The organism is Legionella antarctica, from assembly GCF_011764505.1.
GTDB lineage: Bacteria > Pseudomonadota > Gammaproteobacteria > Legionellales > Legionellaceae > Legionella > Legionella antarctica.
This window is the reverse complement of sequence record NZ_AP022839.1, coordinates 3,598,536-3,618,520: the sequence shown is the minus strand read 5'-3', so window position 1 is coordinate 3,618,520 and position 19,985 is coordinate 3,598,536. Positions and strand designations below refer to the sequence as shown.

Below are 19,985 nucleotides of genomic sequence, written 5' to 3'. Positions count from 1 at the left end.
AATTATTCCTTAGTTGGGTTATCGATCAGGACACAGCAGCGCTCACCCTCAACACCTTCAACGGTATAACTTTCGACACGACATGGTTGATGGATCATATTCAATTCAGTATCAGGATAACGCCCTTTCATTGCTAACCACATTCCATTTTTGACGATAAGATGTTTGGTCCAATGAATCATTTGTTCAAGACTGCTAAATGCTCGACTTATTACTGTATCAAAACCTTGGGCTGGGTGGTAGTTTTCGACTCGAAATTGTACAACTTCAAGGTTTTTTAAGTTAAGTTGACGTTTGACTTCATTAAGGAAGCGAATTTTTTTTCCATTACTGTCCAATAAGACAAGCTGAAGGTCTGGTTTGGCAATAGCCAGAGGAATTCCTGGTAATCCAGCCCCTGTTCCTACATCCAGAATTCTAGTGCCTTTAAGCCATCGTACAATAGCCAGGCTGTCCAGGATGTGTTTACTGACCATAGAATCCAGCTGACGAACTGCGGTGAGATTATAAGCTGCATTCCATTTATTGAGTAAGAGTAAATAGTTTAATAGCGGTTCACAAAGCGCGGTCAGCTCAAATTGTTCCAGTCCTTGCCTTAAGAGCAATTTAATGTTTCTTTCATCACTCATGCGTTAAGCCGATTTTTTTTTAAATGGACTAAAAGCAAAGACAAAGCTGCAGGTGTTACTCCTGAAATTCGACCTGCCTGAGCCAAAGTGGTTGGTTTAATTTTAGTTAATTTTTGCATCACTTCGCTGGATAAGCCAGTCACTTGGGAGTACTCCAGGCTTTCAGGCAACAGGGTATTTTCGTATTTTTGCAATTTTTCAATGTCTTGTTGTTGGCGGTCTATGTAGCCAGCGTATTTAGTTTGAATTTCTACCTGCTCGGTAACATCAAGGGGTAAATCAGGCAGATTCAAGTCGTTAAGCATCAATAAATGTTGGTAGTTAATTTCGGGACGTTTTAAAAATTCTGAAGCCCGATTATCATGCAACATTGGATTGGCAAGAATATCTTTAAATGCATCATTGTGACCGACTCGGACCCAGGAATTGTGCAGTAGCGACTGGGTTGCTTCTATCGCCTCACGTTTGGTTGAAAACATACTCCATCGCGCGTCACCTACCAAGCCTAATTCTCTTCCTTTAGCTGTTAAGCGCAGATCGGCGTTATCTTCACGCAATAACAATCGATATTCAGCGCGAGAAGTAAACATTCTATATGGTTCCTGGGTACCACAGGTAATTAAATCATCAATTAGTACCCCTATGTATGCTTCATCGCGACGTGGAGACCATAACTGTTTTTCTTGAACTTGTAATGCTGCGTTCATTCCAGCAATGATCCCTTGCGCTGCTGCTTCTTCATATCCTGTGGTGCCATTTATTTGTCCGGCAAAAAATAAATTAAGAATGGTTTTGGTTTGTAAAAAGGAGGTAAGTCCGCGTGGGTCAAAATAATCGTATTCTATGGCATAGCCTGGTCTGGTTATATGAGCGTTTTCAAAACCCTTGATGGTGCGTACAAATTGTACTTGCACATCAAAAGGCAGACTCGTAGATATACCATTAGGGTAAATTTCTTCTGTAGTTAAGCCCTCAGGCTCTACGAAGATTTGGTGGGAAAGCTTATCAGCAAATCGAACTACTTTATCTTCTATAGAGGGACAATAACGTGGACCTACTCCCTCGATTGCGCCAGCATACATAGGCGATTGATGCAGATTAGTACGGATAATATCATGAGTGGCTTCAGTTGTATGGGTAATATGGCAGGGCACTTGCAGAGGATGATCAGTGACTGTACCCATGTAGGAAAATACAGGTAGGGGTGTGTCTCCTGGTTGTACGGTCATCTGGCTGAAATCCAGGCTGCGTTTATCGATTCGTGGAGGAGTTCCCGTTTTTAAACGACCTACAGGTAATTCCAGATCGCGCAAACTGTTTGCAAGAGCAATGGAGGGGGGATCACCTGCTCGCCCCCCGGCAAATTGATTCATGCCTACGTGAATTTTACCACCAAGGAAGGTACCAACAGTAAGGACCACGGCTCGTGCTCTCAGGGTAAATCCCATCTGAGTTACGACACCAGTAACACGACCGTTTTCAATGTGTAGGTCATCTACAGCTTGTTGAAAAATATCAAGATTTGTCTGTGCTTGTAATTGCGATCTAATGGCTTGACGATAGAGGACTCTGTCAGCCTGGGCACGGGTTGCGCGTACGGCAGGGCCTTTTGAGGCATTAAGGATGCGAAACTGAATCCCTGCCAGATCAGCGGCTTTGGCCATCGCTCCATCCAAAGCATCAATTTCCTTAACCAAGTGCCCTTTACCGATTCCGCCAATGGCAGGGTTACAGGACATTTGACCGAGCAAGTCCATATTATGTGTGAGTAATAGGGTTTGTACCCCCATACGAGCCGCAGCAAGAGCTGCTTCGGTACCCGCATGTCCACCACCTACTACAATGACATCATATAACTTTTCTAGATTCATGGCTGACCAGTAATTGTGTAACAAAAAGAGCAATTATACACTTTTTTTGGCAATTCTCCCAATGAATAGTGCAAGAAAATTCAACAGTTACGTGACAACAAGGTACCTTCCTGGCATGTTTGGAATATTCGTTACCCTGAATTGGGTAAAGGTAATCCAACGATAGGGCTGGCCTTTCACTGTGTGACGTATTAAGCCTTAAGCTACAAATAGATACGGTGCAGTGGGGCGCCCCGCCGAGCATTTGATTCACTAACTCCCAACAGAGGAAGCGCTACAAGAAAACTATCCAGTTAGCCCATTATTCAAGAATGAGGGGTCGATATCGTCTTCACTTTCGTCCTGTTGAGGTTGCTTGGTTATGGATTTTTTTTCACTGGATTTAAAAAAGCTTGGCGATTTAGATGCTTTTTCAACCCACTGCTCTGGATTTTGACTAAAAGCCTGGTATTCCATGTCATTAAATGGTTTTAGTGCCTCTTTTTCATGTGTAAACACCTTATCAATAATAAGATTGGTGAGAAGTGCCAGCCCAATGACCACAGCCAGCGCCCCAAAAAAAACTGGCCCCATCGGTAAAAAGACTAAATTTGCCAAAATAATAGCAGGAACCAGTGTTTCAAATATGATGGAGCGAACAAGGTGTGCGGTTTGCATGTTCACTTTTTGCTGCTGGTCCCTTGATTCGGCCATCAATTTTTTGATTTCTAAATAAAGGAATTTCATTTCGTTGTCGTTCAGGTCAGGATTTTTTTGCATTAAGATCCTGAACTCATCAATTTTTTGTTTAATGTCCTCTTTTGTTTCTTTTACCGACTGCCTGGATTTATGGATCTCCATACCACCCTTGATTGCGTTACAAATTACCGTCAAAGCAAAGCAGATAACAACTCCTGCAGGCCCTGCAGCAGCTAAGGCAGGAAGGAAAGGGGTTGCTAACATGAAAAAAGCCAGCATTAAACCCACTGCATAAGAGACATTAACTATTAAAATCCTTTCCTTATGCTCCCATTCCCGTTGACAGTTTTTTTGTGCTTTTTTTAATGCATTTAATTGGGTTTGATACTCTCTAACTCTCCGTCCATATCGTTCCTCTTCTTCAGCTTCTTTTTTAATTGCTTCAAGCTGCAGTTTTAACATCCTAATGCTATTCTCATAACTTTGGATTTCTTCACCGTTTTCTGTTGGCTCTTTACTCTGACATTGTTCTTTAGCCTGTTCCAGAGTAAGTAATCGGCTTTGATATTCTTCAATTCTCTTCATGAGACCGTCATTTGTTTCATTGGTTTTTTTTATTCCCTCAAGCTTTAACTCCAATTGCTTAATATTATTCTCATAATCCAGCATCTCTTTGTTGTAATTCGTTTGTTCTTCTGCATATTCCCATACACTCAACGTGATATCAAAAACTAAAAGCGCTAAAGTCAACGCATCGCCCCATGTACCCATCGCTCCTGGGCCATAAAGCCAAAAAAAACAAAGTGCATTTCCTGTGGCCCAAACAAAATCGTTGAGTAAAGAAAATTTTCTTTGATCCCACTGGGTAAGGAAACGTTTTTGCCACGGAGTGCTTTTTTCTGCAACACTGGTCATCCACGGACCTTCAATGGTGTGTTTTAGCAATAAACTAGCATTGAGGGCGAAGCGGAAATAGTACAAGGACCAACTGAGAGTCCCCATATAAGGATCTGGCATTTTAATAGTTTGTTTGCCCTGATCCACGTTCCAAAAATCGGAAGGAATCATCTCTATGAAGGTTTTTATCAGTCCACTGCCCCATACCCAATAGAGGCGTATTTCATTAACCGATCCCATCTGCTCTTTAATGGCTTTGGTTTTGCGATCGATAAATTCAACCATTTTTTCTGCAAACCATTGGCCAAAGAAAATGGCCAGGTATTTAACCGGGTTTCCTTCAGTAGCATAACCTTGGTCTGGCGACTCTCTGATTTTTTTCTCTTTGCACCGTTTTCCGTACTGCAACGCATCGATCAACTGATGACATTTGCTGATAGCGCTTGTATAAGACTTTGAATTTTCAGCTTTTTGATACTCTAACTCATATTGCTTTTGGGTCATTAAAAGCAAATAAGTAACCTGCAAATTTCGTAAGGTCTCATTTTTTTGTTCTTCATTCATGTAAGGAAATTGCACGGAATCAATCCTTTCCACGATAGAAAGGTAATAATTGAGAGGGGAAAGAAAACCGTTTCCTTCGTTGTCTTTGTTGTATTTGAGCAGTTCTTTAACTTTTTGTTTATAGCGCAGCTTATTCGTCTTACCATCAGCAAACGTTTTAAGGTAGGTTTGAACAATCAAGCTGCTTGTTGCCATAACATTGCCTCTATATTTTGAGTTTTTGGTGACTCACATAGAACTTCTGAAAAAAATCTTTATGTTTTAATGATCTGTTTATTTGAGTGTAAAAAAAACCCTTGTAAACAAACATTAATACAACGCCCCTTTTTATTGATCAGTTGTGTCTATATATATGATAGTAAAAAAAATAAATATGTTCTTTTTTATAACATAATAATTATTTTGAAAACAAGCTGGATATTTGTAGATTTACGTTATTGATACTAAAATTTGCATAAAAAGAGATGATTTGGCTAGATTTGTGGAGTACCTTTGGCATCTCATGATGCCTGGCATCGATTCAGTTGTTTTTAAATTAAATGCATACATAAATGTTCCGATTTATGGAATGTATAACAAGAGAGAGTAATAATGCTTGCCTTTTTTTCAAGACCATCAGATAGTCTAGTGGAACATGAGTTGACTCTAGTAAACTACCAAACGAAGAAAGTTGAATTCGATCCTCGCGATGTCCAGCATACCCAATTAGTGACTGACTGTGCCCAATCAGTAAAGGAAAAATTAAAAAATTTGCAGACTATTGATATAAAAATGACTGCTGGTTTTGCCTTGGGAACGGCCGCCCTTTGCTTGTCTTATATTTTACCCTTTTCTCTAGTTGCAACCGCAGGTCTTGCGTATGGTGCCTATCAGTTGGGTCGAAGACAACACGCTTATGCACAATACATCAACGCATTGGAAAATCTATCAAAAAGTTGTGTATGGACATTAGGAGAGGTTGATTCGGAACAGAGCAGTCGTGTTGATATTAAGAATCATCCCGCTATTAAAGAGATGATAGCCACCCTGGCACCATTAACAAGTTCACAGCAATTACGTGATTTTATCGATGACCGTGTAGAAGAAGAGTTTGTTAGCGAGGCACAACAAATCAGGGACAATTTTACCCTTTTTGATGAGCATCTGGATCGAGAAAAAGTTGATCTTTATTTTAAAATATATGGCTACAAACAAGGAGGTTTTTTAGCAATTTTAGAAGGGATGGGGTATGCCATTGTCAGTGGGTTTATTGCACTTAAAACGGCGGTTACTCCTCTTATGCCGTGCCATTCTCCAGCATAATTCTTTTCCGAATCAGGGGCTCATCAAGCCCCTTTCTCTCGCAGTCATAACGCTGTTGGCTCAACGTCAATTCTGGAATAGATATCATCAAAACGTTTAATGTCATCCTCACCCAGGTAGGTACCACTTTGTACTTCTATGACATAAAGCGGCTTATCTCCCGGGTTACTTAAGCGATGAAGAGTGTTTTGCGGAATATAGGTCGATTGATTGATTGATAAGCGGAAATTTTGAACGTCATTAATTACTTCTGCTTCGCCTCCCACTACAACCCAATGTTCTGCACGATTTTGGTGCATTTGAAGGGATAATTTAGCTCCGGGTTTAACCATAAGACGCTTTACTTTGAAGGCAGGCCCTTCGGCTAAAATTTCGTAAAATCCCCAGGGACGAGAGACCCGCTGGTGATCTTGAGTTAATTGATGGTGATCTTTACGTAACGCGTTCACCAATTCTTTAACCTGTTGTGAATATTGTTTATCCGCAACCAGTATGGCATCACTGGTAGCAACTATTATTTGATCATGGATGCCTACTGTCGTTACTAAAATATCCTCGCTATTAATCAAACAATTATGGCTGTCTTGGGCTACTACTTTACCGGTGATGGTATTGCCCTGCTCGTCAGGTTGATTCGCATCAGCAACTGCTGACCAACAACCCAGATCGCTCCATTTCATCGAGACAGGTATCACCACTGCTTTGTCTGTTTTTTCCATGATGGCATAGTCAATGGATTTATCTGTACATTGAGAAAAATAATCCACATTAAGACGTAAAAAGTCATGATGATGGTAGGCCTGGGTTAAAGCTTGTTCACTGAGTTGATGAATGTCAGGTTCGTATTTTTGTAATTCATCAAGATAAACTCCTGCAGTACATACAAACATCCCGCTATTCCAGAAATAATTACCCTGGGTTATAAATTGTGCAGCCTTTTCTGCACGTGGTTTTTCCCTGAAACCCAACACAGCTTTTACTTCATGGGTTAAGTTTCCACCTGCTTCTATATAACCATATCCAGTTTTAGGGCTGTCTGGTTTAATACCAAAGGTAACTATAGCTTTGTTTTCCGCTGCAAAGTGCGCTCCATCGATCATGGCTTTTTTCCAGGCGTCATCATCGGCTATCCAATGATCGGAAGGTAAGACCAGCATTACTGAATCGCTACCGGCCATATTGACTAAATGACGGGCGGCACAAGCAATTGCTGGTGCCGTATTGCGCGCGCAAGGCTCCAGTAAATAAGTTGTTGGCGTATTAAAATCTTGTAATTGCTCCTGACAAAGAAAATAATGGGCATCATTACTTACAATCAGGGTTTGATTACTCTGTACGTTTTTTGCCCTTTGCATGGTTTGTTGGAGCAAGGACTGCGTACCATTCAATGCTAAAAATTGTTTAGGAAAATTTTGGCGAGATAGTGGCCATAAACGAGTTCCGGAGCCTCCGGCAAGAATTACAGGATAGAGATTATTCGTCATCACATTCCAAATTGTGGCATAATTGCCCGCCATTGTAACAGGGTTTTTTATGAGCGAGCAATGCTCAAAATTTAGAGGTATATAAAATGAAAAAGGCAGTGGTGTTACTCTCGGGGGGGCTGGATTCGACTACCTGTCTGGCCCTTGCCAAATCACAGGGTTATGCTTGTTATGCACTGAGTTTTGCTTATGGTCAGAGACATTCTGCGGAATTATTGGCGGCCTCACGAATTGCTCAGCATATGGAGATAGAGCATCGCATCGTCAACCTGGATGTTGCTTTGTTTGGCGGTTCTGCTTTGACGGATAAAAACCTGCGGGTTCCTGATTTTCAAGAAAGTAAGAAAATTCCTGTTACCTATGTGCCGGCCAGGAATACTATTTTTTTATCTATGGCTCTTGGGCTGGCTGAATCCATTGGTGCCAGGGATCTGTTTATAGGAGTAAGTTCTGTTGATTACTCTCATTATCCTGACTGTAGACCGGAATATATCCAATCTTTTGAGGCCCTGACTAATTTAGCAACTAAAGCCGGTGTCGAGGGGGACTCTTTTACTGTTCATGCTCCCTTGCAATATTTAAGTAAGGTAGAGACCATTGAATTGGGTATTGGATTAGGGGTTAATTATGGTTTGACTGTTTCATGTTATCAGGCAAATGAGGCCGGAGAAGCATGTGGAACTTGCGATAGTTGTACATTTAGGAAGCAAGGTTTTTCTGGATCCGGGATAAAAGATCCTACTTTATACCAGAAATTTCCTCATTGATTGATGAGCAAAATGATAACATTCATTTTTTTGATTTTGGAGCAACTGCATGTGGCGTTTGATACAAGAATGGTATAAAACAAATCAAGTCTCTTTAGGGATTGTTGTGGGTGCCTCGATAGGTATGGGCGTTATTAGTGCATCCACTTGCTTATTTTTCCCCTCAGCCTTATTTGCCCTTTCTGCTTTAACATTTCTGGGCGTAACCCCTTTATTTTTTTTGACCACTATGAATTTACCTCTTGCTGTGCTAACAGTTGCAACGATTATGACCGGAGTCACGTTTGGTGCAATAACAGTCGGTGTCTTGGTAATGAAGCAACTCATCCATATTGGCAGACATGTATGGGGGTTATGTAGTGAAGAAAAACCGCAGCAAGATGCCCCTTTAATCGACGATACCTATAGTTATCTTAATGCTCATCTGCAAAAAAGAGACTCCTATACCCCCCAAGTTGAGATTGATGATGAATTTATTGAGATAAGCTCCAGTATTGAAGAAGCTCAAGAGAGCTCAACATGCTCATATAACAGTACTACCGAACAGTATTATAGCTTTGATAACAGTATACCTTATGCATCCTACCCATCTCTGAGCTAGTTGATCAGGTGAACTCTTATTTTGTAAGTTACCGGGTTTCAGCTACAAATTAGTCCTTTACCTAATTTATTCCTGAGTAGTTTGCATGTATGAGTACTAATTTATATAATGGGTTTTTTTGCTCGTAAGCAATTTTTTATGTGGATGGCATAAAAAACAGATTGTTTTTGAACAGTAATATGCGCCTGGTGCTTGAACCATTTTTCCGGATATACCCGCTGAATTTACACTTTTGTTACAACATATTGACCATTTTTGGTTCACATTTTGCAATTTGCTTGCTATAATCCGCTTCGATTTATAACCTTGGAGTACAATAATGACATTTAGAGATTTTGTAACAAAAGCTGCTCTTCTACCAGCGACCGTTTTTAGTGGTTTAACTAACCTGGTTCTGGGTTCTTACCAGCGTAAAGAAGATGGCTCAATAATAACAAAACGCACTGTAGACGGTACAACAGAAGTAACCAACCGCGGTTTATTAGGTACGGTTCTTGATGGTGTCAAATACGTAGGAAGAGCTGTTTCTAATTTTGTTCATAATCACAAAACAGCAATCGCCATCGCATTCTGGGCTTCTTTACTGTTAGCTGGTGGTGCTGCCTTAACTGTATTCCTGTGGCCTGCTGCTTTAGCTGCTGTTACTACCTTCACTATTGCTGGTCTTTCTATTGCTGCTGTAGTTGGTACTAGCACCATTGCTCAAATCGGTGCTGTTGCTGCTCTTACTGCTGTTGCAACCAGTCTTGCTGTTTATGCTGCTTCTACTGTTGTTAACGGACTCGGTGCGTGTGCTACCTTCTTTGCTAGCAGAAGATCTACACCACGTCCTGCAAATGATTCTTTCATTGATGAACAAGGCATTCCTAATGGATATGAAACAATGAGCGGATTCGGCGCTCCCCAAGGAGGCGTAGCAACTGCTTTCACCCAAGCAACAAATGCTCCTGCCAACACAGGAACTTTATTTCCAAAACTTTCAACTCCAGTTAATAGCGAATCAAGCGAAAGTTCAGAAGAGCATCTTGTTGCTGCAGAAGCTACACCCAAATAATACGTTTTTACAAGTATGTCAAAACGCGACTTCGGTCGCGTTTTTTTTCTTATTATCATTTGACCCATCCACTCTCGACAATAACCCAAACCTTGCTCAATTTATCAGCTGCATATGCCCCAGGGGTGATTACAAAAAGGCGGTACAGGATAATGATGCCATCTTAGAGCCCTGGACCCTGCGCTAATGAGGCTAAGAGTCTGCGAGAGGTAAAAGACGCTAAAGAAAAAGAGACTACAGCATTTATTTTATCTTTGCGTTATAATTAGCCGTTTTCATCCTTTTGAGTATTCTATATTTATGGCTACAGAACGTAAAATGCTGGTGACCAGCGCGCTACCCTATGCTAACGGCCATTTACATCTTGGGCATTTGGTGGAGCATATTCAAACCGACGTTTGGGTCCGTACCCATAAAATGTTGGGTATTCAGTGCATCAGCGTTTGTGGCGATGACGCCCATGGAACCCCGATTATGCTTAAAGCAGAACAAATGGGAATTACTCCAGAGGCTTTAATTGCTGAAATCAAATTAAGCCATGAACGTGATTTCCAGGCCTTTGCTATAAATTATGATTGTTACCACACCACGCACTCTCCAGAAAATCAAGGCATGGCCTCAGCCATCTATGAACAGCTGCAAGCAGGCGGAGATATTATCAAAAGAACGATCCGTCAGGCCTTTGATCCGGTAAAACAAATGTTTTTGCCTGATCGTTACGTTAAGGGTACCTGCCCTAAATGTGCTGCCCCGGATCAATATGGTGATAATTGTGAAGTTTGTGGCGCTACGTACTCTCCAACTGATCTTCTTGACGCCGTATCCGCTATTTCAGGTGCCAAGCCTATAGAGAAAGATTCGGAGCACTACTTCTTTGATTTGCCACGTTATGAAGCGTTATTAAAAAAATGGACCAATAATGGTCATCTGCAAAGTGAGGTCACCAACAAATTAAGTGAATGGTTTGCGGCAGGACTAAAACAATGGGATATTTCTCGTGATGCACCTTACTTTGGCTTTCTAATACCCGGAACAACAGATAAATATTTTTATGTTTGGCTGGATGCGCCAATAGGCTATATGGCCAGTTTTAAAAAATATTGCGAGGAGCATGAGGTTTCTTTTGCCGAGTTTTGGAATAAGGACTCCAAAACTGAATTATACCATTTTGTGGGCAAGGACATTGTTTATTTTCATGCTTTGTTTTGGCCGGCAATGCTTGCTGCTAGTGGTCATAGAATGCCTACGGCTGTATACACACATGGTTTTTTAACCGTTGATGGCCAAAAAATGTCTAAATCGCGCGGGACGTTTATAGAAGCGCGTACTTATCTGGCCCATTTGCATCCTGAATACCTGCGTTATTATTTTGCTGCCAAGTTAAACGGGCGTGTTGACGATTTGGATTTAAATTTTGATGATTTTACGAATAGGGTCAATGCCGATCTCGTCGGTAAAGTAGTCAATATCGCCAGCAGATGTGCAGGATTTATTAATAAACGCTTTGATAATCGTTTAAGTAATACCTTAAGGGAGCCGCAATTATACGCGGATTTAATTAAAGTTCGTGAGTCCATTATCGCGTCTTTTGTGGCCCGTGATTATGCGCGTGCCATTCGCCAGATTATGGATTGTGCGGATCAAGTCAATCAATACATTGATGCAAATAAGCCGTGGGTATTAGCCAGGGAAGCAGAGCGCCTGCCCGAGGTCCATGCTATTTGTTCCATGGGCATTAACTTGTTCCGCGTTCTAATCACTTATTTAAAACCAGTATTACCTATGATGGCTAAAGCATCTGAACAATTTTTAAATTGTGAGCCCTTAATGTGGCACTCTATCGATACGCCATTATTAAATCATAGTATTCGTGTATTTCAGCCCTTGATGCTTCGGGTGGAACAAGAAAAAATAGAAGCCATGTTTGCACAAACCAAGGAATCATTGATGACTACTGCTGCCACTACCCTGGAAAATAAGCCAGAACTGGATAATCATCCGATCAGCATTGAGGACTTTGCCAAGATTGATTTACGTATTGCAAAAATAGCAGGAGCAGAAGCTGTAGAGGGTGCTGATAAATTATTGCGATTGACTCTTGATTTAGGTGATTGTCAAAAGCAGGTTTTTGCTGGTATCAAGAATGCTTACGCACCAGAAGATTTGATTGGCAGGCTTACGGTTATGGTGGCTAATCTGGCTCCACGGACCATGCGTTTTGGCGTTTCGGAAGGTATGGTATTGGCGGCTGGTGATGGAAAAGGGATCTATTTATTACAACCTGATTCAGGAGCACTTCCAGGCATGAAGGTGAAGTAATGGCGTCAGTTAAGGAACTAGATGCACTTTTGCCGCAAACTCAATGTGGGGAGTGCGATTATTCAGGGTGTTTGCCTTATGCCGAGGCCTTGGCTCAAGGGGCCGCACCAATCAATAAATGTCCGCCTGGAGGGGTTGTGACAGTAAAGGCTTTAGCAGCGTTACTGCACCTGGATCCGACTCCCTATTTACAAGAGGCTAGTGAACATACTCGGTCTCCATCCACAGCTGCCATAAGTGAGGCTGAGTGTATTGGCTGCACCAAATGTATAAAGGCATGTCCAGTAGATGCAATTATTGGCAGTGGGAAATTAATGCATGCCGTAATTACTCATGAATGTACTGGTTGTGGTTTGTGTGTTGATCCTTGTCCTGTAGATTGTATCGAAATGCTGCCTTTGTCTGTGTCGGAATACAACCCCGATTTGGCACGTGAGCGGTTTAACATAAAGCAAACCCGAGCGTTGCGAGATGAACACGAAAAACAACAAATTTATCGTGAACAGCGTCAATTGGCCCTGAAATCATCGGATCATGTTGAGGATACTCAAGCCAAACAGGATTATATTCAGCAGGCTTTGGCTCGGGTTAAAGCCAAAAAAATCTTATGAACAAACAAAAAAGGCATGAAATTTTTGCCCGTTTGCGTGAACAAAATCCATACCCAACAACCGAGTTAAATTATCATTCGCCTTTTGAATTATTAATTGCTGTAATTTTGTCAGCTCAAGCAACTGATGTCAGTGTGAATAAAGCGACAGCAAAGTTATTTCCGGTCGCTAACACGCCGCAAGCTATTCTTGATTTGGGATTGGAACAATTAAAAGAGTATGTTAAGTCCATCGGTTTATACAACAGTAAAGCTCAGAATGTCATTAAAACCTGTGAGATGCTGATGACCCGGTTCCAGGGACAAGTCCCTAATAACCGGGAAGATTTGGAAGCATTGCCCGGAGTGGGACGAAAGACTGCAAATGTGGTGCTTAATACAGCCTTTGGCCAACCAACAATGGCAGTAGATACTCATATATTCAGGGTCGCTAACCGAACTGGCCTGGCCAAGGGCAAGACTCCTTTGGCAGTTGAAACGGGATTGTTAAAAAATATTGAACCTGAGTTCTTGCACGATGCTCATCATTGGCTAATTCTCCACGGTCGTTATGTTTGTACCGCCCGAAACCCTCATTGTTACTCCTGTTTGATCGCAGATCTGTGTGAGTTTAAAGATAAAAATCTGCAGAACATTGTTAAGTAAATTATTACTTCTTTCATTTACGTTGTATTTCCCAAACAAGCCTTCCGTCATATTGATTGATTCTAATAAATGGTGCACTGTGGCATTTTTGCAGTTTGAGCCGCAAAAAGCTTAATAAAAAGGCTGGTATTTCTTTTTTTTTACTCATAGAATAAAATTCTGTTGTTGCAAGGAGAGCACTATGGGCTGGTTTACTTCAGACGAAAACGAAAAGGACGATACATCGAATGCTGACCAAGAATCGGAAGGATATGGGGTTGGCGCCAAGTTTAGTGCCGGCGCCAGGTGGATTTGGAATAAAGCGATTGTAGGGGCACTTACCTATACTGCCAACACGGCGTTTCAACTTTTAGAGCAAGTCCAGGCTTTACGTACCGCGGTTCCTACACTGGTTAAAAATCCTGAGGCACTCAAACTTGTACGTGGCATGGCTGATGTGATTGTGGGGGATGTTCTCCCCCTGGTAACTCTTAATGTAATAAATAACCAGGTTCAGAATTATTTTCATGATGATCAAGAAGAGGTAACTGGGTTAGGTGCCTATTCACTGTTTTTAACGGGTTTAACTTTAGTCTCGTACACTGTTGTAGCGGTAACCTGGCGACAAGGGGCTCAAGCTTCAGCCCGTATACTACTCCTTGATTCATTAGGGCCTGCTGCGTTCAATTCAAATAAAACCATCCTTCCCCCCACCTTGTGCACCGAATTAAACTGTAATATACAGCGCAAGGCAAAAGGCATGTTAAGAGAGCCATTGATCTTATGGGGAAATGATTTATTAACCGCAGGTATCAGTTATATACCCTACGTTGGTCCACCTGTTTCCCGTGTTTTAAGTATCTATTTTATCGGTCGTTACATTACTCGCCTGACCACCCCGGAGCGTTGTGAGCGGCATAAAGCAATGATGCAGGAATCGGTATTGGCTTTGGGTTTAGGCTATGAAGTAACAACTATGATAATGGATGCGTTTCTCGAGGCTACTATCGGGATGCCACCCTTTTTATATTACCGGGTCATGCGTCACTTAATGCTGTTATTGCACGTTAATGTGGCAGCACATATGACCTTGCCACTGGTTTTACCAAAAGACGCTACTGTATCCATGGACCCCTTGAATATATATGAGCAACTATCCCGTTTTATAGCTGATATAATATTTGCGGGGTTGAAAGAAAATGTGCCCAAATACTTTAAGCCGGAAGAGGGGGAAAAACCGTTGATTCCCCTTTCTACTGCTTTGAAGTTTGCTACCAGGGTATTAAGAAGCGATCTGGAGAGTGAACAACCACTTGGATCTCCAGGGTTTTTTAAGCGTTCAGCCCATGCGATTAAACCTTGGGTAGTACCTCCTATATTTCATGATAGCCACAGTTTTGTTAACGATAAGATTGTTGCTGCTCACTGGCCGGTGATCCGTGAGGAAGTTATTACTATTGTAGAGATCATGGGGTCAGTAGGCAAAATCAATGCGGTTGCAACTACAACTGCGGTAAAGGATATAATCAAGAATGTTCTCTATAAATCCAGAGGGGAAACACTAATTCAGGCAGTGGCTTTAACCGCCACATGGACTCCGGATATTACGGCCAAAGCATTGAATTATCAATGGGGAGTATCTGAAACAGTAACTTTGGTTGCATTGAAATTAAGCAAAAAAGAGGATTTTTGGGCTTTGGCCGATGCCTTAAAAGCATGGTTTGAACGACATAACATAGCATTTGACGTAGAATTAGACGATAGGAGGCATGTTGCTTTACTTGGAGAAAAAAGGATGGAGCCGCTTCCAAAACTACGGGAATCTGTTCCTTTAGCTTCCTCTCAGGAATTAAAATCGGAGCGACGTACCTCTTCAAGGTCTAAGCTTGTCATCAGCCCTGAAGAATTAGTTTCCAGCAAAAGGTCTTCCGTGACTGCGATTGTACGTACTGAGGAATTGGTACCAAAAAAGAGATCTTCCATTTCTCCGTATGTGACTTCTTCCCCTAATCTATTTACGACACGAAGGAAATCAGCAGCTCTACCTATTCAACATAATACTACAGCTGTACTTACAGAGGAAAAAAATGTTGATGATTACTCCCAAAGTAAATGCCAATAGCAGTATTTAATGTGCTGTTTATTGGCTGTTCTTGTACCTGAAAAAAAATGATGCATCTCGATTTTCGTGTTAGGAGGCTTAAGCAAGATAGTTTAGCTGATGCTGGTCGTTTCTATATGGACGCGTTTATCCGTTTTTTGTCCACTTGCCTTAATCAGGTTGATGGTGTTATATTTACGCCCAGATAAGCTTAATAAAAACAATGATCGAACAATAATTTGCTTATGCCGAGGTCTGTTGACAATTGTTCTTTAGTTCCTCGCGTGCTCCCACATCGATAAGACCAATAGTCAACAGACACGGGAACGTTTAATTACTTGGATTATTCACCGAAAATTACTGAAAGCACCCTATCCGGTATCGCCTGCATTCAAATCAATTGTTATACTATGGAAACTTGTTTAACATGAATCAATCCTTGTCCTTGCAACAATCATCTCGCTTCTTATTTGTGACAGTGAGTTTAATTACCTGCCTTATTTTATTAATTAACATATCTTTTAAAATTATTATTCTGCAGGGATTAGTATTTGCTGTTAGTAGTTTGCTCTGCCCATTAGTTGCAGGGCTGTATTTAATAACACTGAGAACGTGTACGTTTAAACAACAGAGGCATGTGCTGAATATTTCTTTAATCACATTGTATACGTTCTGTATAGGTATTTATGTTCTGGTTAATTTACCCGCAGCGGAATACATGCTTGATAATCCCGTTTATCAGATCATTTTTGAAGATATCCCCAAAAAGTTTTTTGCAACTACAATCTCTTTTACTTTAAGTTTTTATTTACCGCATCTATTGTTTTGTACTAAATCAGACAAAATATTATCATCCCCAAAACAATGCATGCTGTTGGCCTTATTAGGAGGATTAAGTTTTTTTTGTCTGGATTTTTTTCTGTTGTTTTCTGACCCCCATGCGCACAGTTTCAAGCAGGTTTATTTCGATTCATTGTTGATTGCATGTCTTCTATTGCTCATTATCGGGGTCAGTTACTTGTCCTTTTTATTGGGTAACAAAGCGAATAAAAATAAAAGATTAAAAGTCATTTCAGAGGATGGAATTTTTCCTCTTTATCATTACCTTATATGCTTTGCTGTGGCTGTGATGTTGATGTGTATCGCATGCGAGTATCGTATAGTGGCATTTAATAAAGACAGTATATTAGCCGCCAGTTGTATTTTTTTTCCTATCACCATGATTATCAGTACCCTAATTGGCGAATTATGGGGATATCATGCCAATTTGAAATTGGCTTTGGTTTTAATCAGTGCACAATTAATTTTTGATGCCTTTTTAATGAGTATTGTTACGCTTCCTTCCCCTCCTTTTTTTAACTTAAATCCTTTTTATAGCTGTATAGTGCCAAGACGGCTTCCGGCAGCAACGCTTTCTTTATGCGTAACGTTCATCAGCAACGCTATGCTGTTGCATTATTTAAAGTATTCGAAATGGAAGCTGCATCGTTCCCTGCGTATCTTCATTGCCAATGTTTGTGCGAGCTCTTTATTATGTCTAGTAGACTACAGCTTATTATTTGGTGGCATTTATCCCTACGAGCAAATCATTAGTTTAGTCGTTAATGTCTGGCAATATAAACTACTGATGACTATGATTTCTCTTCCTCTTGTTCTCTGGCTTTGTAAGCACTTGCAAAGAAATGTTATAAGCGGGTTGCAAATAAATATGTAATATTTATCTATTTATTTATAAAATAATCGCGGGTTGGGGTGGGCGCTTGGTTATAACCGTAACCTTCTAATAAGTCGGGGAAAAACACCCTACGTCCCGCTGCTTGTCCGCGGGACGTCGAGATTTTCGATTTTCCTAAGGTTAATGAGAAATGACATATAACCCTGCACTCTTATTGCCCTGTTTCTTTTTTTACGGGTCTTTTCCATCCAACCAGTGTTTTTTGTTTTGTCTCGGTTAGGGTCAGTTCATCAGCAGGAACATCTCTGCGGATGGTGCTTCCTGCACCTATGGTGGCATTGGCACCTACGGTTACCGGAGCAACTAACTGGGTGTCGGATCCTATAAACACACCGTCTTCGATAACTGTCAGGTGTTTATTGACGCCATCGTAATTACAGGTAATAGTGCCCGCACCCACATTCACTTTTTTTCCTAAATGAACATCCCCTAAATAACTGAGATGACTGGCCTTACTGTCTTCACCAAACACCGCTTTTTTAGTCTCTACAAAATTACCTATTTTACAGTTTGCAGCTAATTGGGTTCCTGCTCGTAAACGGGCAAAAGGTCCGATATGGCAATTATTGGCAATAGAACAGCCTTCCAGTACACTATTGGCATAAATCTCACAGCCAGCTCCTAAAGCTACATCAGTTAAATTGCAGTTAGGGCCAATAATACAGCCATCACCAAGGATTACCTTGCCAGTAAAGACACAATTAATATCTATGAATACATCTTTACCACAAATTAATTCACCACGTAAATCGAAGCGGCGTGCATCAGCCAGCATGACCCCGTTTTCAAGCAGGTTCTCTGCGGTTCTTTGTTGCCATACGCGCTCCAGTTGTTGTAATTGCAAACGGTTATTAACTCCCTGTACTTCCACGGGATCGTCAACCCTTATAGAGGTAATAGGAGTTTTATTTTTTACAGCTAAAGCGATTATTTCAGTCAGGTAATACTCGCCCTGGGCGTTTTTATTACTTAATTGGGGTAACCAAAGAGCTAAATCGGCAGCATGAGCACAGCAAATGCCGGTATAAATTTCTTTTATATTCTTTTCTTGCTCATTTGCATCCCTCTCTTCTACAATGGAAGAAACTTCACCTTGGTTGTTTCTAAGAATACGCCCCAGACCCTCAGGGTTTTCGGGGTGCGCAACCAGGAGTGCTAATACAGATTGATGGTTAGATTTTGTTGCACTGCATTCGATTAAAGCCCGGAGGGTTTTTTCTTGAATGAGGGGCACATCGGCCGATAGGATCAGTACTTGTGCTTGGGGCGGAAGATGGAATAGGGCTTGCATGACGGCATGACCAGTACCGAGTTGCTCTGCCTGATGCACCCAATGCACTGGCAAATCAGGGAGGGAGTTTTGAATTTGTTCTCCGCCATGACCATAAATAACATGTATTGCATCAGGATTTAACTGCTGCGCGGTTTCCACGACTCGATTAAGCATGGGTTTGCCAGCTATTTGATGAAGCACTTTTGGGGTATGAGAGTACATTCGTTTACCTTGCCCTGCAGCTAAAATAATAATTTGTAAATTCATGAGATTTGTGATTTCCTAGGTTAATTACATAACAGGTGCTCAATTTAAACAGTCTGCCCCAATGTTATGAATGATGTAAATACTGATATGATAAAAAATTGCAGATAAAGGAGTAGAGCAATGACAATTTTTCTAATGGTTTTAAAAAAATTAATTAAAGAGCAACTTAGTCCTCTGTCCATTGGCTTAGATAAAAAAGCTAAGTCTGTGGGTTATAATACGGATTTATCTACAGATCAAAAGGAAGTCATTGATAAGCTGGAAGCAGACATCTTGCGCTTTGAAGGGAGCGGCAATGATGAGACTGATGCAGCAAAATTTGGTGAATTGATCGATAAAGCACGGGAAAAAATACAAATAATCAGAGAAAAATATGGTGAATCTCGTGATGAAGGTGACACGATAACCTGTTTAAACAAATTGAAATTACATACCAACGATTTTCATAAAAAATTAGAATCATTTAAGTTTAGTTTGTTAAATAAAGAATATTCTGAAACCCCGGAAAATGTTTGTTATTATCACGCTACTTATTATTTTGGTGAGGAAATTTTTGCTCCCAAGAAAGGTCTGGACATAAAAATCAGAGAGCAAAAGGAAGCCAAGTTGGAAAAAAGACTTCAATCCTTAAGTGAACTTATTAAACCTACCCATACTCTGGACGAACAAAGAGAGCGAAGCATCCAGGTCTTGGATGATCTTGCCTCCGATAACAAACTGGCAATCAAGAAAGATGAGGCTCCAGTGACTGTTCCAGGAATGTCATTTTGGGGCGTCTCCTTAACATTATCAGGAGTAACCGACTATTTTTCTGCCAGTGAAGGGCGGATGGGAGTCCAGTTTAATTTGGCGGCTCGTAAGATTAGAGACATGAGTGAGGATAAGTTTGAGCCTCCAGTTGTGTCACAGATTGAAAATCAAATGTAAACAAATTTTTTAAGGTGAACTTCAAGCTCCTCTTTGCACGACCCTCGCAAAGAGAGACACCTTCAAATTATAGTCCCCCTAATAGTCACTGTCATTAAGTTAAGGACTATCTTGATCCCCGTTCGGGCTGAGGAGGTGCGTTTACGCCGTCTCGAAGCCTTGATGCCTAAGCTTCGAGACAGCGTAAACGCCTCTTCCGCTCGAACGGATTTGGGATATCAAATCCTTAACTTAATGGCAGTGCCTCTAATAGTACCACGTGTATTTTGTAACTCCCCAGCC

The 19,985-nt window shown here is 41.1% G+C and carries 15 protein-coding genes; 10 read left to right on the top strand and 5 right to left on the bottom strand.

Annotated features, from left to right (window positions below; all coding sequences use genetic code 11):
• Positions 1–2: 2 nt before the first annotated feature.
• From rsmG to HRS36_RS16990, 3 genes are all read right to left on the bottom strand, one after another.
• A complete protein-coding gene (gene rsmG, locus HRS36_RS17000) occupies positions 3–629 on the bottom strand; it encodes a 16S rRNA (guanine(527)-N(7))-methyltransferase RsmG (RefSeq protein WP_173238269.1) in 627 nt (208 codons plus the stop codon).
• Positions 626–2,500, bottom strand: coding sequence for a tRNA uridine-5-carboxymethylaminomethyl(34) synthesis enzyme MnmG (gene mnmG, locus HRS36_RS16995; protein ID WP_173238268.1), 1,875 nt, complete (start codon positions 2,498–2,500; stop codon positions 626–628). The genes rsmG and mnmG overlap by 4 nt, the downstream gene beginning before the upstream one ends.
• 285 nt (positions 2,501–2,785) lie before the next feature.
• Positions 2,786–4,834 carry a hypothetical protein gene (locus HRS36_RS16990; RefSeq protein ID WP_173238267.1) on the bottom strand — a complete coding sequence of 683 codons (2,049 nt, stop codon included), beginning with the start codon at positions 4,832–4,834 and terminating at the stop codon, positions 2,786–2,788.
• Between the two features lie 396 nt (positions 4,835–5,230).
• Here HRS36_RS16990 and HRS36_RS16985 point away from each other — a divergent pair, with 396 nt between their 5' ends.
• Complete coding sequence (locus HRS36_RS16985) at positions 5,231–5,941, top strand: hypothetical protein (protein ID WP_173238266.1); 711 nt, start codon at positions 5,231–5,233, stop codon at positions 5,939–5,941.
• Between the two features lie 44 nt (positions 5,942–5,985).
• Here HRS36_RS16985 and HRS36_RS16980 read toward each other — a convergent pair whose 3' ends face one another.
• The gene (locus tag HRS36_RS16980) at positions 5,986–7,425 is read right to left on the bottom strand and encodes a mannose-1-phosphate guanylyltransferase/mannose-6-phosphate isomerase (RefSeq protein WP_173238265.1); all 1,440 of its coding nucleotides are present in this window, start codon (positions 7,423–7,425) and stop codon (positions 5,986–5,988) included.
• A gap of 86 nt (positions 7,426–7,511) precedes the next feature.
• Between HRS36_RS16980 and queC the strand changes: the two genes are divergently transcribed.
• The 8 genes from queC (at position 7,512) to HRS36_RS16940 (ending at position 17,215) form a co-directional block, all read left to right on the top strand.
• Positions 7,512–8,192: a 7-cyano-7-deazaguanine synthase QueC gene (queC, locus tag HRS36_RS16975; protein ID WP_173238264.1), complete on the top strand. Its 681-nt coding sequence runs from the start codon at positions 7,512–7,514 to the stop codon at positions 8,190–8,192.
• 49 nt (positions 8,193–8,241) lie between these two features.
• The gene (locus HRS36_RS16970; protein WP_173238263.1) at positions 8,242–8,793 is read left to right on the top strand and encodes a Bax inhibitor 1 family protein; all 552 of its coding nucleotides are present in this window, start codon (positions 8,242–8,244) and stop codon (positions 8,791–8,793) included.
• 319 nt (positions 8,794–9,112) lie between these two features.
• A complete protein-coding gene (locus tag HRS36_RS16965; protein ID WP_173238262.1) occupies positions 9,113–9,847 on the top strand; it encodes a hypothetical protein in 735 nt (244 codons plus the stop codon).
• 300 nt (positions 9,848–10,147) lie between these two features.
• Positions 10,148–12,166 (top strand): methionine--tRNA ligase, encoded by a 2,019-nt coding sequence (metG, locus tag HRS36_RS16960; protein ID WP_173238261.1) that lies wholly within the window; start codon positions 10,148–10,150, stop codon positions 12,164–12,166.
• Positions 12,166–12,777: an RnfABCDGE type electron transport complex subunit B gene (locus HRS36_RS16955; RefSeq protein ID WP_173238260.1), complete on the top strand. Its 612-nt coding sequence runs from the start codon at positions 12,166–12,168 to the stop codon at positions 12,775–12,777. Before metG ends, HRS36_RS16955 begins: the two co-directional genes overlap by 1 nt.
• Positions 12,774–13,421, top strand: coding sequence for an endonuclease III (gene nth, locus HRS36_RS16950; protein WP_173238259.1), 648 nt, complete (start codon positions 12,774–12,776; stop codon positions 13,419–13,421). The genes HRS36_RS16955 and nth overlap by 4 nt, the downstream gene beginning before the upstream one ends.
• A gap of 181 nt (positions 13,422–13,602) precedes the next feature.
• Positions 13,603–15,522, top strand: coding sequence for a hypothetical protein (locus HRS36_RS16945; protein WP_173238258.1), 1,920 nt, complete (start codon positions 13,603–13,605; stop codon positions 15,520–15,522).
• 406 nt (positions 15,523–15,928) lie between these two features.
• Complete coding sequence (locus HRS36_RS16940; RefSeq protein ID WP_173238257.1) at positions 15,929–17,215, top strand: VUT family protein; 1,287 nt, start codon at positions 15,929–15,931, stop codon at positions 17,213–17,215.
• A gap of 172 nt (positions 17,216–17,387) precedes the next feature.
• Here the strand turns inward: HRS36_RS16940 and glmU are convergent, their stop codons facing one another.
• Entirely contained in the window at positions 17,388–18,776 is a 1,389-nt protein-coding gene (gene glmU / locus HRS36_RS16935; protein WP_173238256.1) for a bifunctional UDP-N-acetylglucosamine diphosphorylase/glucosamine-1-phosphate N-acetyltransferase GlmU, read from the bottom strand.
• Positions 18,777–18,896: 120 nt separating this feature from the next.
• Between glmU and HRS36_RS16930 the strand changes: the two genes are divergently transcribed.
• Positions 18,897–19,703: a hypothetical protein gene (locus HRS36_RS16930; RefSeq protein WP_173238255.1), complete on the top strand. Its 807-nt coding sequence runs from the start codon at positions 18,897–18,899 to the stop codon at positions 19,701–19,703.
• Positions 19,704–19,985 lie beyond the last annotated feature (282 nt).